This window comes from Hydrogenobacter subterraneus, assembly GCF_055390195.1.
This window is the reverse complement of the sequence record NZ_AP042473.1, coordinates 973,078-988,431: the sequence shown is the minus strand read 5'-3', so window position 1 is coordinate 988,431 and position 15,354 is coordinate 973,078. Positions and strand designations below refer to the sequence as shown.

The window sequence follows — 15,354 nt, the reverse complement described above, 5'->3', positions numbered from 1 at the left end:
GGAATATTATAATTGGCCAAAGACCTTTAGTTCAAGCCTTTGAATCCTTGTGAGCACATCCTCAATAACTTCCTTCTGAGATAGGGCCCTGTTTAGGTCCCCTCTTATGTGAGAAAGTTGAATATACAGTTTGTCAACCCTCCTGTTTAGCTCATCAATCCTCAAAGTATTTTGCATTATCTCCTCTTTTAGCTCCGCCCTTGTTTGGTCAATCCTCTTATTTGTCTCGTCAATTCTCTGGTTTGTCTCGTCTATCCTTTGGTTGGTGTATTCAATGGACCTTCTTATATCCCTAAGCTCTGCCTCAAGACTGCTCTGTCTTTCCTCAAGGGCAGAAAGCCTTTGGTTCATAGACTCAATGGCAAGCCTAAAGCCAGCAAGCTCACCGCTAACGGTGGCCTTAAAGTCCCTAAACTCTTCCTTTAGCTCACCCACTATAAGCTCCTTTAGCTTCTCCGCCAACTTTTCAATGTCCATCTTTCCCTCCTTTTAGAATTTATCCCGATCCTCTCCTTATTCCACCCTTAGCACCACCTTCCCAAAATGCCTTGACCCTTCCAAGTATGTGTGCGCCTCTTGAGCCTTCTCCAAGGGAAAGACCCTATCCACCACAGGCTTTAAAAGGCCCCTTTCAAATAGCTCTGTTATCTTAAAGAGGTCTGCCCTTGGGCCCATATAAACGCCCAAAAGCTCAATCTCCCTCACAAAGATGTACCTTATGTCTACGCTTGCCTCAGAGCCGGTGGTAGTTCCAAAAAAGACAAGCCTTCCACCACGTCTCAAACATTCCACGCTCTTCCAAAAGGTCTGGCTTCCCACATGGTCCATCACTACATCCACACCTTCTTTGAAAAGCTCCCTCACCCTTTGTACCACATCCTCCTTGTAGTGGTCAATTACCACATCTGCACCAAGCTCCTTGCACCTTTTTGCCTTCTCCTCCGAGCCTACTGTAGCTATCACAAAGGCTCCAAAAAGTTTGGCAATCTGGATGCCAGCCACACCCACGCCGGAAGATCCTCCCCATATGAGAACTCTGTGGTAAGGCTTAATGTTCGCCTTATTGACAAGGGCATTCCAAACGGTTAAAAAGGTCAAAGGATAGGAGCTTGCCTCCTCAAAGCTAAGGTTGGATGGCTTTTTTATCACATTCCTTGCGGGCACCTTTACATACTCGGCATAACCACCCTTTGACCTAAGGCCCAGAATATCGTAGTGTCTGCAGTGGTTGTCATGACCGCTCTGACACTCATAGCAAACACCGCAGGAGAGGCCCGGCGCCACCACCACCTCATCCCCTTCCTTTATATCCTTCACCAAGCTTCCCACCCTTTCCACCACACCGCTTATGTCCGCACCCAATATATGAGGAAGCTCGGGCCTTATGGCAAGGGCCCCCATCCTAACCCATAGGTCAAGGTGGTTTAGGGCCACCGCCTTTACCCTTATGAGGACCTCATCTTCCCTTATCTCTGGTTTTGGAAAATCTTCCACAAACCTTAGCTTTTCCACACCACCAAAGCCTTCAAGCAAAACTGCACGCATGAGGTAGTATTATATTAGAGATGGACATCCTTAGGACCTACCGCCTTGTGCCTTTGGAGGAGGGAGAAGGCTATATAAAGCTTTTGGTCCCAAAGGACTTTGACCCACTTGTGTTAGAGGAGGTGCGCTTTTCTTTGGGAAAAGAGATTATCCCCGTTTATGTATCTGAAGAGGAGTTTTCTCAAAGGCTTCAAGAGGTTTTGGCCCAAGAGGAGCCCCTTGTGGAGGTAGAAGGTGCGGAGGAATCTGAAGTAAGGGATATACTCTACGAGGAGGAGACAAGCCCGGCGGTAAGCTTTGTAAACCAGACCCTTATAAAGGCCATAAACCTTGGAGCTTCAGACATACATATAGAACCTTATGAGGGCCAGTCTTTTGTAAGGCTTAGGCTTGACGGCATGCTACACAACTATACTCAGATTCCCCTTTCCCTTCATGAGCAGGTGGTATCCCGCATAAAGGTTCTGGCAAACTTAAACGTGGCAGAGAAGAGAATTCCACAGGATGGGAAGATAGCGGTCAAGGTAGGCAAAAGGCATTTGGATATAAGGGTTTCGGTGGTGCCAACCGTCTTTGGTGAGAGGGTGGTGTTAAGACTTCTGGAAAAGGGTGGGAAGATACTAAGGCTGGAGGACCTTGGCCTCTGGGAGGAGGACCTTTTAAAGCTAAAAAGGCTTTCTCAAAAGCCCTATGGTATTGTGCTTGCCACAGGTCCCACAGGTTCGGGAAAAAGCACCACCCTTTACGCCATCATAATGGAGATCAAAAGCCCAAAGAAGAACATAATCACCATAGAGGACCCACCAGAATACCAGATAGAGGGCGTGAGCCAGATACAGGTGAACCCAAAGGTGGGCCTCACCTTTGCCACAGGCCTTAGGGCTATACTAAGGCAGGACCCAGATGTGATAATGGTTGGGGAGATTAGAGATTCAGAGACGGCCCAGATAGCAGTCCAGTCAGCTCTTACGGGCCACTTGGTTCTCTCCACCCTTCATACCAACGATGCACCCTCCGCCATCACAAGGCTCTTTGACCTTGGCATAGAGCCATTTTTGATAGCCAGCGCCTTAGAGGGTATAATAGCCCAAAGGCTTGTAAGGAAGATATGCCCATACTGTAAGGAAGAGTATAGGCCTTCAAAGGAGGAGTTAAAGGAGCTTGGGCTTTCGGGAGACCATACCTTCTATAGGGGAAGGGGCTGTGAGCAGTGTATGGGGACAGGCTACAGGGGAAGGACGGGCATATTTGAGGTGCTGGAGGTGGATGAAGAGATAAAAAAACTCATAGTAAAAACCCAGTCTGCTACAGATATAAGGAACTTTGCAAGGTCAAGAGGTTTCAAAAGCATGCTGGAGGATGGCATAAGGAAGGTCCTCTCTGGCATAACAACGCCGGAGGAGGTGCTAAAGGCTGTAAAGGCGGAGGAAGGATGATAAGAAAAGTAGTGAGCGCCAAAGAGGGTGAAAAGAGGTTCTCTGTGGAGTACAACCCTATTACAAAAAGCTGGCAGGTCTCCAAAAGGTCTGGAAGGGTCCTATGCGTGGTGCCTTCACACAAGAGCCTCATAAAGGTAGAGGGAAGGAAAAGGATAGAAGACCTTAGGGCCTATGTGAAGGAGAGGTTTCCAGAGAGCAGGTATGATATTAAGCTTTTGGAGGATAGGGCTTACATAGGCTTGTGTAGAGATTGCTTTGAGTGTGAGGATATAGAGCTGGAGCCCTTTGCGCTGGCAAGGCTCTTTAGCCTTTATGAAAAGGAGGGTCTTGTCATAGACTTTGGAAAGAGCAAAACGGTCTTTGTGGAGGTGGAAGGGGGGCTTTTGAGGTCCCTTAGGGTGGTTATGAGGGGAGGGGACTACCTTACGCAAAGGGTAATGGAAAAGAGGAACATAGGCTTTGAAGAGGCGGAGAAGCTAAAGAGGTCCGAGGGCTTAAATTTGGAAGAAGTAAGAGAGGGTCTTTTGGAAATTTTGGAGCTTTCTGGCTACTCTTTTGAAGAAAAAACTCTTCTCCTTACCGGCGGTGGCTCAAGGCTAAGGGGCCTGAGGGAGGCCTTTAAAAGGATTATAGACCTTAGAGCTTGTGAGCCCGAGTATGCGGTGTGTCTTGGTGCATGCCTGAGGGAGGTATTAAAAAACCCTTATCCAGACTTTACAAGGAAGGAATTAAGTAAGCAGGATATAAAAAGGATAGCTTATACCGGTGCCAGCATGGGGCTTCTTTTCTTTCTTAGCCTCCTTGCTATGGATAGAATTTACTCGGCAGAAAAACTAAGAGAACTTCAGAGGTCTGAGTTTAAAAGGCTCTTTCCAAAGGAGCCCATAGTGTCCCTTTATGATCAAGTGAGGGCAAAGGTCTCCACAGGGGAAGAGTACAGGCTTACAAAGGCATTGCTAAAAGCCCAAGATAGTCTAAGGCCCGGCATGAGGATATACACCTTTGAGTATGCAGAAGGTAGGCTCATCATAAAAGGTGAGGCGGAAAGGAGCCTTCTTGAGGGCATAAGGCCCTATGCTATAAAGGAGACCACAACGGGCAAGGTGGAGTTTGAGATAAGATGGCCATGATGGTAAAGAGGATAAACCTTATAATGCTTTTAATCTCTGTGCTTTTGCTTGCCCTTCTCCTTGATAGGTATTACAGGCTAAGAGCCTCTTACTACCTTGAGTATTTGAGGCACAAGGAGGTTATGCTACTCCTTAAGAACTACCAGGCTCGCCAAAAGGCTACCATAGATGAAAACTTTGTAAGGCAGAGGCTATCGGAGGTTGGTGCGGACTTCCTCTCTTTTAAACAAACGGATGTAGGTTATGAGGTAAAGGCAAGGAACTTAAAAGGGGAAGGAATTCCAAGGCTTGTTTATGCCCTTGAAAATGCAGGAGTGGAGATAATCAAGTTTAAGGCTGTGGATAACACGGGGCAGGGCATATACGAGTTAGAGATGGTCCTAAGATGACCATAGTATTGGCCCTTTTTTTGTTTCTTAGCGCAAGCCTTGTGGTCATGGACCTATACACCACAGTGAAAAGCACACAGATGAGCCTTCAGCAGGTCTATGCACGCATGCAGGCTCTTTATGTATTCAAGTCTGCCCTTCCCTTAGCCATAGCCATCATAAGGTCCGATGATGCTTCCATAGACCATCTGGGAGAAAGGTGGGCAACGCCTATTAGCTTTAAGACGGAGAGGGGGGAGCTAAGCATAAGCATATACGATGAGGACAGGTTTATAAACCTAAACACGGCGGGCGACCATCCAGAGCTTTTTAAACATCTCTTTTCAACCCTTAGGATAGATGAAGAATATCTAAACAGACTGCTCATATGGATAGGCAAAAGGGATAGCTCCTTTGAAAACCCCTACCCCATAAAGAGGGCACCCCTTAGCTCAAAGGAGGAGCTTTTGTATGTGGGCCTTAGGCAAGAGGACCTTCAGGGAAAGACCATAGGCAAAGACTTTTACCCAGGCCTTTGGAGCCTTACCACCACCTTCTCCTCTGGAAAGGTCAATATAAACACTGCACCCTTTTATGTATTACTTTCCCTTGACAGGCACATGGACGAAGCCCTTGCCAATAGGATCATGGAAAGAAGGTCTAAAGAACCCTTCAAAAAGCCAGAAGATCTTGTGCTTGTGGAGGGCTTTACCTTTGACATGCTATACAGGATGAAAAACTACATAGACACAAAAAGCAGGTTTTTCCACATAGTCATGGACCTAAAAAGCGGAGGATACAGCTTTAGCTTCTCCGCCATATACGACAGGCAGGAGGGAAAAATTGTTTATAAAAAAATATACTGAAGCTGTGCTCTATGGCCTTCTCCTTGTGAACCTTCTCCTTCACAGGCTTTATGGCCTTCCAAACCTTAGCCCAATAGTGCTTTTGCTTCCCCTTGCCTTTTTGCCCTATGAAAGGCTTGGCATAAAAAGCTGGTGGAACCTAAGCCTTCTTGCCTTGCCTTTCCTTTACATGCTTCATAAGGAAAACTTTCTTGCCCTTTCCTTGCAGGCCTTTGCCGAAGAGCTTTTCTTTAGGGCCTACCTTATGCAAAGGCTTTCTAACTTTACCGTCTCTCTCCTTTTTACCCTTCCCCACATCATCCTATATGGCCACCTTTGGTCCTTCCTTACCTTTTTCCCTTCCCTTCTTTACGGCTTTGTATACCAGAGGACTGGTTCCCTTATTCTTGTGAGCCTTTTGCACCTTGGTAGTAATGTGCTGTGGTTTAAGGTGATAAAATTTTTTCTATGCACCAGCTAATCATAATAGGCGGAGGCCCTGCGGGCATCTCCGCAAGCATATACGCCCAAAGGAAGAGGATGGACTTTTTATTGATAACAAAGGAAATAGGGGGGCAGGTGCTAAAGGCTGGAGAGATAGAGAACTACCTTGGTTATGCCTTGGTGGATGGCATTGCCTTTGTGGAAAGGATGCTAGACCAGATGAGGAGGCTTGGTGTGGAGCCTATTGTGGATGAGGTGGTGGAGGTAAAGAGGGAGGAGGAAGGCTTTAAAGTAAAAACAGCCTCTGGGAAGGAGTTTTATACAAAGACGGTGCTATTTTGCACGGGAGCAGAGCACAGAAGGCTTGGAGTTCCTGGAGAGAAGGAGTATACGGGAAGGGGAGTTTCCTACTGCTATACCTGTGATGCACCCTTTTTTAAGGATGCCAAGGTGGTGGTAGTGGGGGGTGGAAACTCGGGCTTTGAGGCCGCAGACCAGCTTACCAACTACGCAAAGGAAATATACCTTGTGGAGATATCAGACCAGTTTAGGGCGGACGAGGTCCTAAGGGAAAAGGTGCTTTCAAACCCAAAGGTGAAGACTTTATTAAGACATAGGGTCCTTGAGATAAGGGGAGATGGCAATGGGGTAAGGTCTGTGGTTTTGGAGGACCTAAGGGAGAATAAAATTTTTGAGCTTGAGGCGGAAGGGGTCTTTGTTGAAGTGGGTCTAAAGCCCAACTCTGAGCTTGCCAAAAGCTTGGGAGTTTTAACCACACAAAGGGATGAGATAATTATAGATTGCAACAACAGGACCTCTGAGAGGGGAGTTTATGCGGCGGGCGATTGCACCAACATCTTTGCCAAGCAGATAATAACAGCAGCGGGCGAAGGAGCCAAGGCCCTTTTATCCATATACCACGACCTCACCTACGGTGTATCCTCATGGATTTAGCCAAGTTTATAGACCACTCCATACTGAGGCCAAACCACACTTTAAAGGAATTGGAAGACCAGATAAACAGGTGCGCAGAGCTTGGTGTTTATGCCGTATGTGTAAACCCCTTTTGGGTAAAGAAGGCTGTGGAGATAGCCAACGGAAGGCTAATTGTCTGTAGTGTTATATCTTTTCCCTTTGGCCTTGACAGAAAGGAGGAGAAGCTTTGGCAGGCCATAAGGGCCTTGGAAGAGGGGGCAAGAGAATTGGACATAGTTATGAACATATCGGCCTTCAAAAGCGGTTTGTATGGCTATGTGGAGGAGGAGTTGAGGGCTATAGCAAGGAACACGGAGGGCGCCATAAGAAAGGTGATCATTGAAACAGCTTACCTTACAGAAAAAGAGAAGGCCCTTGCGATAGAGCTTTTGGCCAATGCGGGCATGGAGTTTGTAAAGACTTCTACGGGCTATGCTCCCGCTGGTGCCACAGAGGAAGATGTGAGGCTTTTGGTAGATCTTTCAAAGGGGAGGCTAAAAGTTAAGGCCTCAGGCGGTATTAGGACAAGGGAGCAGGCCCTAAGGTTTATAAGCCTTGGTGCAGAAAGGATTGGGACAAGTAGCACCTTTGAAATACTTGGAGGAGAAGGATGATAGAGAGGTATACAAGGAAGGAAATGGGTGAGATATGGTCAGACCTTAACAAGTTTAGGCTGTGGCTAAATGTAGAGCTGTCCGTATGCAGGGCATGGCAAAGGCTTGGTAAGATACCAGAGGAGGCCCTAAGGATCATAGAGGAGAGGGTGCATGTGGACGAGGAGGTCTTAAAAAAGATAGAAGAGTATGAAAGAAAATATAGGCACGATGTTTTGGCCTTTGTATCGGCCATAGGCGAGCAGATACCAGAATACTCTCACTACTTTCATATGGGGCTTACCTCCTCCGATGTGGTGGATACGGCCTTAGCTTTGCAATTAAGAGAGGCCCTAAGGCTCATACTTGAGGACATGGACAAGGTAATGGAAAGGCTAAAGGAGCTTGCCATAAATCACAAAAGGACAATTATGATGGGGAGGACCCATGGGGTCCATGCAGAGCCTATAACCCTCGGCTTAAAGTTCCTAAGCTGGTATGAAGAGCTAAAAAGAAACAGGGAGAGGCTTTTGCAAGCCTTGGAAAACATATCTTACGGAAAGCTTTCCGGTGCCGTAGGCACCTATTCAAACCTTCTGCCAGAGGTGGAAAGGCTTGCCCTTGAAGAACTTGGCCTAAAGGTGGAGCCAGTCTCTACCCAGATAGTGCCAAGGGACAGGCATGCCCAGGTTATGTATGCTTTAGCTTCTACGGCCTGCGCCCTTGAGAGGTTTGCCACCGAGATAAGACATCTGCAAAGGACGGAGGTGCTTGAGCTTATGGAGCCTTTTAAAGAGGGCCAAAGGGGATCTTCGGCCATGCCCCACAAGAAAAATCCCATACATGCGGAGCGCCTCTGTGGCCTTGCAAGGATAATAAGGGCAAACCTTTTAGTATCCCTTGAAAACATACCCCTATGGCACGAGAGGGACATTTCCCACTCTTCGGCAGAAAGGATCATTTTGCCCGACTCCACCATAGCCCTTGACTACATGCTAAACCTCTTCCTTGAAATGCTACAAGGCCTTGTGGTAAATAAGGAAAGGATGGTAAAAAACATGGAGCTTTCCCATGGCCTTTATGCCTCCTCCAAAATATTGGTGTTGCTTATGGAAAAGGGTGTGGCAAGGGACAGGGCTTATGATATGGTCCAAAGGTGTGCAATGAGAAGCTGGAAGGAGGGCATAGCCTTTGAAAGGTCTCTGATGGAAGACGGGGAAGTAAGCCAGTATTTGAGCCAAGAGGAGATAAGACAGGCCATAGACCCTTGGGCCTTCTTAAGGCACATAGACCACATATACGAGCGGTGCCTGCAAGGGTAGAAAGTTTATATTTAAAGATTATGGAGCCAAGGACCATATCAAAGGAAGAGCTAAAAGAGCTTTATGAAAAGGACTTCCCTCTTTGGGTGGAGAAAAACTTAGAACTCCTGAGAGAAAAGGCCTACGACTTGGTAGACTGGGAGAATCTATTGGAGGAGATAGAGGATATGGGCCTAAGACATCTTGAAAGCTGTATAAGCCATTTGGCGGTGATTTTGGAACACCTATACAAATGGGACCATTTTAGAGGACTTACAAAGGCTGGGAAAGAAAAAGGTGGGCTAAGCTGGATAAAGAGCGTAGAGCTTGCAAGGGAAGATATTAAAGCTTTATTTAAAAGATATCCAAGTCTGAGGAGTAAATTACCAACAGAGCTTCAAAGTGCTTGGATTGAGGCTGTAAAAAACCTTAGAAAATGGCTTATAAAGATTGGAAAGAACCCAGACAAATACTCTATCCCAGAGGAATGTCCCTACACCTATGAAGAAGCCATGACAAGAGATTTAAGGAAGGAGATAAAGAGATGAGGACCATAGGCAAGGAGGAATTAAAAGAACTTTACGAAAAGGACTTTCCCCTTTGGGTGGAGAAAAATCTGGAGCTTCTTAGAGAAAAGGCCTATGACTTGGTAGACTGGGAAAACCTCTTGGAGGAAATAGAGGATATGGCAAAGGCAGAGCTAAGAGCTTGTAGGAGCCATCTTGCTGTTATCTTAGAACACCTATATAAGTGGGACCACTTTAGAGAACTTACCAGGGCTGGAGAGGAAAAGGGAGGGCGTAGCTGGATAAAGAGTGTGGAGCGTGCAAGAGAAAGGCTTGAACTAATTTTTGAAGATGCTCCAAGTTTAAGAAAAAAGCTACCCGATGAACTTTCAAAAGCATGGAAGGAAGCAAGGATAAGGCTTTTAGAATGGCTTGACGAAATCGGAGAAGACTCAGACAAATACCACATTCCAGAAAAATGCCCCTACACCTATGAAGAAGCAATGACAAGGGACTTGAGAAAAGAAATATAACACTTCCTGTGTTAAAATTATACTCCCAGTATGGTAAAGCACCTTATCTCCGTGAGAGACCTTGATAAAGGAGATATACAAGAGTTAAAAAGCCTTTGTGAGGACTTCAAAAGGGGAAGAAGGGAAAACCTTGAGGGTGATGTGGCCCTTTTCTTTTTGGAAAGCTCTACAAGGACGCGCCTCTCCTTTGAAAAGGCCTGCAGGCTTTTGGGTCTTAGGACCTACTATGTGGGAAACAGGGAAAGCTCCATAGAAAAGGGAGAGAGCTTTTTTGACACAATAAAGACACTCTCCGCCCTTGGCTTTAGGTCCCTTATATTCAGAGTTCCCTTTGTGCTTTTCCCTTACGAAAACTATCTAAAAGAAAGCATAAGCCTTATAAACGCTGGAGATGGAACCCATCAGCATCCCACACAGGGCCTTATAGACCTTTTTACCGCCCTTGAGGCCTACGGAAAGGTGGAAAACTTAAAGGTGGTCTTCATCGGTGATATACTCCACAGCAGGGTCTTTAGGTCCTCAGCTTACCTTTTTAAGCTCTTTGGCGCAAGGCTTGGAGTGTGTAGCCCAAGGACCCTTATCCCTTCCGACCTTACTCCCTTTGGCGTGGAGGAGGTCTTTGACAGGGTAGAGGATGCCGTAGAATGGGCAGACCTTTGCGTATGGCTAAGGCTTCAGGAGGAGAGGTTCAAAGAAAACTACATAGCCAGCAAGGAAAGCTACTTTTTGCAGTTTGGCCTAACAAAAGAAAGGTATAAGGCTCTAAAGGGCTACTTTATGCATCCGGGGCCTGTAAACCTTTATGTAGATATTGATGCAGAGGTGCTATACTCGGAAAAATCTTTGGTTCTAAAGCAGGTGGAGATGGGCCTTTATGTTAGGATGGCTGTGCTTTATTGGGCTTTGAAAGATGGCTAAGATACTTTTGGGTGTTAGCTCAAGCATAGCCATATACAAAGCTTGCGAGCTTATAAGGGAGTTAAGAAAGGCTGGCCATGAGGTAAGGGTGGTCCTTTCTCCCTTTTCTGAAAGGTTTATAAGCAGGCTTACCTTTTGGGCCCTTTCGGGCCACAAAGCCTACGTGGATTGGGAGGATGACCCACTTCTGCATATAAACCTACCAAGATGGTCTGACCTTTTCCTTATTGCTCCCTGTAGCATAAACACCCTCTCAAAGGTGGCCCTTGGCATAGGCGATAACCTTTTGACCACATGCGCCCTTTCTCATAAGGGAACCCTTATGGTGGCTCCAGCCGGAAATGTGGAGATGTATAAAAATCCTGCAGTGCAGGAGAACATAAGAAGGTTAAAAGAGAGGGGTGTGATAGTGATAGAGCCGGAGGAGGGAAGGCTACTTTGTGAAGAGGAGGGACAAGGCAAGCTTGCAAGCATAGAAAGACTGCTTGACTGGGTGGAGTATGGTTTGAGGCCAAAGCCACTAAAGGGGAAAAAGGTTCTTATCACCGTAGGTGCTACAAGGGAGTTTATAGACAGGGTAAGGTTCATATCCAACCTTTCTAGCGGTCTTATGGGCTTTTCCTTGGCAAGGCTTTTCCGATGGTATGGCGCAGAGGTCAAAGTAATAGCAGGCTTCACAACGGCCAAAGAGCCACCGGAGGTGGAAATAATAAGGGTTGTCTCGGCGGAGGATATGCTAAAAAAGGTTATGGACTTAAAAGATTGGGTAGACATCATAGTCATGAACGCCGCAGTGGCAGACTATAGGCCTCTGGAGGTCTACGGGGGAAAGATGAAAAAGCAAGAGAGGATTAGCCTTGAGCTTGTAAAAAATCCAGACATACTTAAGGAGCTTGGAAAGGTAAAAGGTCAAAGTGTTCTTGTGGGCTTTGCCCTTGAGGAAAAGGAAAGGTTAAAGGAGGAAGCCATAAGAAAGCTAAGGGATAAGAAACTTGACATAATAATAGCCAATCCTTTGGAGAGTATGGGTTCTGAGGCCTATGAGGGCCTTATGGTCTTCAAGGATGGCAAGGTAGTAGAAATAAAGGCACAGAGCAAGCTGGAGGCTGGGGAGAGGATCGTTTCAAATATTTTGAAAATAATTGAAGCAAATGGGTAGGTAAGGAATTAATTAAAGAATGGCTTACCACTGGCCCTTGCAAAAAATAAATGAGACAAGCAATGTATGGGCGGGTCCCAAAACCCGCCTGGTGTTTAAGTATCTATATTATCACCTGCTTTACAAAGATGATGTGGGGTAGCTTTCTTAGCTCTTCAAGAACATCTTGTGGCACTGGATCATCAAGGTTTAGGATGCCAAGGGCTATGCCACCCTTCTTTTCTCTTCCAAGCCTAAAGCCAGCTATATTGATTCCTGCATTACCCAAAAGACTGCCTATCCTTCCTATTACACCCGGCACATCCCTGTTTTCAAAAACAAGCATTATGCCCTCAGGCTCCACATCCACCCTATAGGAATCAATCTGGAATATTCTGGGAATGTGTCCCTCAAGCACAGAACCAGCCACCACCCTTTCCGTACCGTTCCCCTTTGCCACCACCCTTATATAGTGCTTGAAGTCCTCGCTCTCTTCGGAGGTTAGCTCTTCTACCTTTATGCCTCTGTCCTTTGCCACATAGCTGGCGTTTATGATGTTTACCGGAAAGTCCACAATTTCTTTCAAAATACCCATAAGCACGGCTGAAGCTATAGGATGAAAGTGTTGTGCTATATCTCCTCTTACTTCAATATGCACCTCCCTTATGCCCTCATCGGCCCACTGAACCAAAAACCTTCCCATCTTCTCCGCAAGGTCAAGGTGAGGCTTTATAAGGGTGATAACAGACAAGTCTGGGAAGGGAGCATTTACCACATACTCCACCGTTTGGCCCCTTAGGGCCTTTATAACCTGCTGGGCAATAATTACTGCCACATTCTCCTGAGACTCGTAAGTGTTGGCTCCTATGTGGGGAGAAAGGGACACGTTGGGAAACTTTGATATCTTATCTATAAACTCCTTTGGAGGAGGCTCTACAGAAAAGACATCAAGGCCTACTCCAGCAAGCTTTCCGCTTTCCAAAGCCCATATCAAATCCTCATCCTTTACTATTCCGCCTCTGGCGCAGTTTATAAGTATGGCACCATCTTTCATTATTTCAAACTCTTTCCTTGTTATCATATGCTTGGTCTCATGAGTTAAGGGCGCATGGATGGTAAGTATATCCACCTGCTTTAACATATGGTATAGGTTGTCAAAAAGTTTTACACCAAGCCTGTCGGCCTTTTCTTTGGGTATGTATGGGTCGTAGGCGTATACGGTCATACCAAAGGCCTTTGCCCTTATGGCCACCTGAGAACCTATGTTTCCAAGGCCTATTATGCCAAGGGTCTTACCGTATAGCTCCCTACCCATAAACTTCTTCCTGTCCCACCTTCCCTCTACCATGCTGTTGTGGGCCACATGGGTGTTCCTTATCACGTTTAACATATGTGCAAGGGTTAGCTCGGTGGCTCCTATGGTGTTGGCACCGGGGGTGTTTATTACAAGTATACCCTTCATAGAGGCCGATTCTATATCCACGTTGTCCACACCTACGCCTGCCCTTCCTATAACTTTGAGGTTTTTGGCCCTTTCTATAAGCTCTGCCGTCACAGGCGTTCTACTCCTTGTGATTATGCAGTGGTAGTTTTCTACCACCTCAAGAAGCTCCTCATAGGATATGTCAGGTTCGTTGTCCACTTCAAAATCTGGCTCACGTTTTAGCAGTTCAATGCCTTTTTCGGAGATAGGGTCCGTTATAAGAATTTTGTGCATGCCTACGCCTCCAAAGAATGGTATATATTAGAATAACATGAAAATTGATTTGAGCGATCTTTTAAAAAAGGAAGATAGTCAAAGCTGGACGCCAGAAGGCTTTAAAGGCTATATTAAGAGCTCCCTCATAGACCTAATAAAGCTTGAGCTGGAAAACCTTCCAAGGGATGATTGGGAAAGAACACTGCATACTTGGAGAAGGATATGCGCCTTTTGCAAGAATATAATGAAAAAGGGGGAAAAGGAAAGGTTTGGCCTTTACCAAAAGTTTGAATTTGACCAAACCATGATACATATTTCTGAAAGTGTGATAGAAAAGCTACAAACGGCCTACAACCTTGGCCTTTTAAAAGAAAAGGACCCACCAGACTACATAATAAGGCTTGGGCTTGAAGAGGATAAGGAAGATTCGGAAGCGATAAAGTTTATGAAAGCCTTCTTTAAGGTTAGATAATTTCCTGTATAAAGGTACTTATTGTTCCGAATTGGACATTTAGCCTTAGCAACACTTAACACCTGCTTTATTAACTGATAAATGTATAAAAGCCTTTTCCTAACGCTTGATAACTTAGGGCCACTAATGTAATAAATTATACGGTCCAATTATAAATTAAAGGTTGAGGCTTCCACAAAATTGATTTTACAAATTAGAGGACTTACCTTTACATTCAATAGGGCACCTGCAATAGGCACACTACAAAAACAAATACAAAATGCCAGAATCATCATTAAATTTAAACGTTTTTATATGGACAGGGTTGAACTACTCTAAATTTTAATGAACGTAGCAAATTCTGAACCTGTCTCCACAAACGATTAATCTACAATAAGTATTTAATCATTATACGTCGGCTGAAAAATTAATTATGTATGGCCGTTTCTAGTCTTTTACCGCTAAAAATACATGAGGCAATTAAATGTAGGTACATGTTGGCACCTGTCTACAAAAACATCAATTATGTACGGATCCAAGACATGCCTAAATTTTAATGAAACAGGTTGAAACATGCCACTGTAAACATGTTGCATCCTGTTAATACAAAAAGAAAATTTCTCACCCAGCGTGGTTTTAAGTGTTTAAATTAAATACACTATGAACCAATATTGGGATCCACATGCATATGCAAGAGATGCGAGCTTTGTCTCGGAATTAGCCACACCAGTAATAGAACTGCTGAATCCCCGTCCAGGTGAGCGTATTCTTGACTTAGGATGTGGTGATGGCGTTTTAAGCCGAAAACTTATGGATATGGGTTGTGTTGTTATAGGTATTGACTCTAGCCCTGATATGGTAAAGGCGGCTGTAGAGCTAGGTGTGGATGCACGCGTCGGTGATGGGCAAGAGCTTGCCTTTTATGAGGAATTTGATGCAGTATTTTCTAATGCAGCACTCCACTGGATGACCCACCCAGATGCTGTCATCTCCGGGGTGCAGCGCGCTTTGAAACCAGGGGGGAGGTTTGTGGGCGAGTTCGGAGGGTATGGAAACATTGAAACAGTAATCAGGGCTTTACGTAAAGCCTTACCCAAGTATGGTATAGATTTTTATGAGGTAAACCCATGGTACTTTCCTACAGCCAAGGAGTATAGAGCACGGCTTGAAGCTCACTCAATGGATGTCCGCCTGTGTGAGCTTATCCCTAGGCCTACAAGGCTAAATACGCAACTTGTGAATTGGTTAAAAGTATTTGCTAGGAGATTCTTGGAGACTGTGCCCGAGTTTGAACGTGAAAACTTTTTAGAAGAGGTTGTTACCCATTGCAAGGGAGGACTACAGAACTTAGAAGGTAAATGGATATTGGACTATGTGCGCTTGCAGTTTATAGCTTTTAAACCCAGTAGACCAAAAAGTTGCAAAATGTAAAAAAGTGCTGAAAAAGATCATCCATATGGATAACCACT

At 45.4% G+C, this 15,354-nt stretch carries 17 protein-coding genes; 14 read left to right on the top strand and 3 right to left on the bottom strand.

Annotation, left to right across the window (positions count from 1 at the left end):
• Positions 1-6: 6 nt before the first annotated feature.
• Both ACZ5GB_RS05365 and ACZ5GB_RS05360 read right to left on the bottom strand, forming a co-directional pair.
• Positions 7-477, bottom strand: a complete 471-nt coding sequence (locus ACZ5GB_RS05365; RefSeq protein ID WP_464326227.1) for a coiled-coil domain-containing protein — start codon at positions 475-477, stop codon at positions 7-9.
• A gap of 36 nt (positions 478-513) precedes the next feature.
• Positions 514-1,545, bottom strand: a complete 1,032-nt coding sequence (locus ACZ5GB_RS05360; RefSeq protein ID WP_464326226.1) for a zinc-binding dehydrogenase — start codon at positions 1,543-1,545, stop codon at positions 514-516.
• A 20-nt stretch (positions 1,546-1,565) separates the two neighbouring features.
• Here ACZ5GB_RS05360 and ACZ5GB_RS05355 point away from each other — a divergent pair, with 20 nt between their 5' ends.
• Genes ACZ5GB_RS05355 through coaBC form a run of 12 tightly spaced genes read left to right on the top strand, consistent with a single transcriptional unit; the run spans position 1,566 to position 11,756 of the window.
• Positions 1,566-2,981, top strand: a complete 1,416-nt coding sequence (locus tag ACZ5GB_RS05355) for a GspE/PulE family protein (RefSeq protein ID WP_464326225.1) — start codon at positions 1,566-1,568, stop codon at positions 2,979-2,981.
• Positions 2,978-4,114 (top strand): cell division FtsA domain-containing protein, encoded by a 1,137-nt coding sequence (locus tag ACZ5GB_RS05350; protein WP_464326224.1) that lies wholly within the window; start codon positions 2,978-2,980, stop codon positions 4,112-4,114. Before ACZ5GB_RS05355 ends, ACZ5GB_RS05350 begins: the two co-directional genes overlap by 4 nt.
• Positions 4,111-4,503 carry a hypothetical protein gene (locus ACZ5GB_RS05345; RefSeq protein WP_464326223.1) on the top strand — a complete coding sequence of 131 codons (393 nt, stop codon included), beginning with the start codon at positions 4,111-4,113 and terminating at the stop codon, positions 4,501-4,503. The genes ACZ5GB_RS05350 and ACZ5GB_RS05345 overlap by 4 nt, the downstream gene beginning before the upstream one ends.
• Positions 4,500-5,348: a type II secretion system minor pseudopilin gene (locus ACZ5GB_RS05340; RefSeq protein WP_464326222.1), complete on the top strand. Its 849-nt coding sequence runs from the start codon at positions 4,500-4,502 to the stop codon at positions 5,346-5,348. The genes ACZ5GB_RS05345 and ACZ5GB_RS05340 overlap by 4 nt, the downstream gene beginning before the upstream one ends.
• Positions 5,349-5,352: 4 nt before the next feature.
• A complete protein-coding gene (locus ACZ5GB_RS05335; protein WP_464326221.1) occupies positions 5,353-5,808 on the top strand; it encodes a CPBP family glutamic-type intramembrane protease in 456 nt (151 codons plus the stop codon).
• Positions 5,796-6,725 carry an NAD(P)/FAD-dependent oxidoreductase gene (locus ACZ5GB_RS05330; protein ID WP_464326220.1) on the top strand — a complete coding sequence of 310 codons (930 nt, stop codon included), beginning with the start codon at positions 5,796-5,798 and terminating at the stop codon, positions 6,723-6,725. The genes ACZ5GB_RS05335 and ACZ5GB_RS05330 overlap by 13 nt, the downstream gene beginning before the upstream one ends.
• Positions 6,716-7,360 carry a deoxyribose-phosphate aldolase gene (gene deoC / locus ACZ5GB_RS05325; RefSeq protein ID WP_464326219.1) on the top strand — a complete coding sequence of 215 codons (645 nt, stop codon included), beginning with the start codon at positions 6,716-6,718 and terminating at the stop codon, positions 7,358-7,360. Before ACZ5GB_RS05330 ends, deoC begins: the two co-directional genes overlap by 10 nt.
• Positions 7,357-8,661, top strand: a complete 1,305-nt coding sequence (purB, locus tag ACZ5GB_RS05320; RefSeq protein WP_464326218.1) for an adenylosuccinate lyase — start codon at positions 7,357-7,359, stop codon at positions 8,659-8,661. Before deoC ends, purB begins: the two co-directional genes overlap by 4 nt.
• A gap of 20 nt (positions 8,662-8,681) precedes the next feature.
• The gene (locus ACZ5GB_RS05315; protein ID WP_464326217.1) at positions 8,682-9,188 is read left to right on the top strand and encodes a DUF29 domain-containing protein; all 507 of its coding nucleotides are present in this window, start codon (positions 8,682-8,684) and stop codon (positions 9,186-9,188) included.
• Complete coding sequence (locus ACZ5GB_RS05310; RefSeq protein WP_464326216.1) at positions 9,185-9,679, top strand: DUF29 domain-containing protein; 495 nt, start codon at positions 9,185-9,187, stop codon at positions 9,677-9,679. Before ACZ5GB_RS05315 ends, ACZ5GB_RS05310 begins: the two co-directional genes overlap by 4 nt.
• 30 nt (positions 9,680-9,709) lie before the next feature.
• Complete coding sequence (locus ACZ5GB_RS05305) at positions 9,710-10,597, top strand: aspartate carbamoyltransferase catalytic subunit (RefSeq protein WP_464326215.1); 888 nt, start codon at positions 9,710-9,712, stop codon at positions 10,595-10,597.
• Positions 10,590-11,756, top strand: coding sequence for a bifunctional phosphopantothenoylcysteine decarboxylase/phosphopantothenate--cysteine ligase CoaBC (coaBC, locus tag ACZ5GB_RS05300; RefSeq protein WP_464326214.1), 1,167 nt, complete (start codon positions 10,590-10,592; stop codon positions 11,754-11,756). Before ACZ5GB_RS05305 ends, coaBC begins: the two co-directional genes overlap by 8 nt.
• A gap of 103 nt (positions 11,757-11,859) precedes the next feature.
• Here the strand turns inward: coaBC and serA are convergent, their stop codons facing one another.
• Positions 11,860-13,452 (bottom strand): phosphoglycerate dehydrogenase, encoded by a 1,593-nt coding sequence (gene serA, locus ACZ5GB_RS05295; RefSeq protein WP_464326213.1) that lies wholly within the window; start codon positions 13,450-13,452, stop codon positions 11,860-11,862.
• 37 nt (positions 13,453-13,489) lie between these two features.
• Between serA and ACZ5GB_RS05290 the strand changes: the two genes are divergently transcribed.
• Together ACZ5GB_RS05290 and ACZ5GB_RS05285 are read left to right on the top strand one after the other, a co-directional pair.
• Positions 13,490-13,906 (top strand): hypothetical protein, encoded by a 417-nt coding sequence (locus ACZ5GB_RS05290; RefSeq protein ID WP_464326212.1) that lies wholly within the window; start codon positions 13,490-13,492, stop codon positions 13,904-13,906.
• Between the two features lie 639 nt (positions 13,907-14,545).
• Positions 14,546-15,316 carry a class I SAM-dependent methyltransferase gene (locus ACZ5GB_RS05285; RefSeq protein ID WP_464326211.1) on the top strand — a complete coding sequence of 257 codons (771 nt, stop codon included), beginning with the start codon at positions 14,546-14,548 and terminating at the stop codon, positions 15,314-15,316.
• Positions 15,317-15,354: the final 38 nt, after the last annotated feature.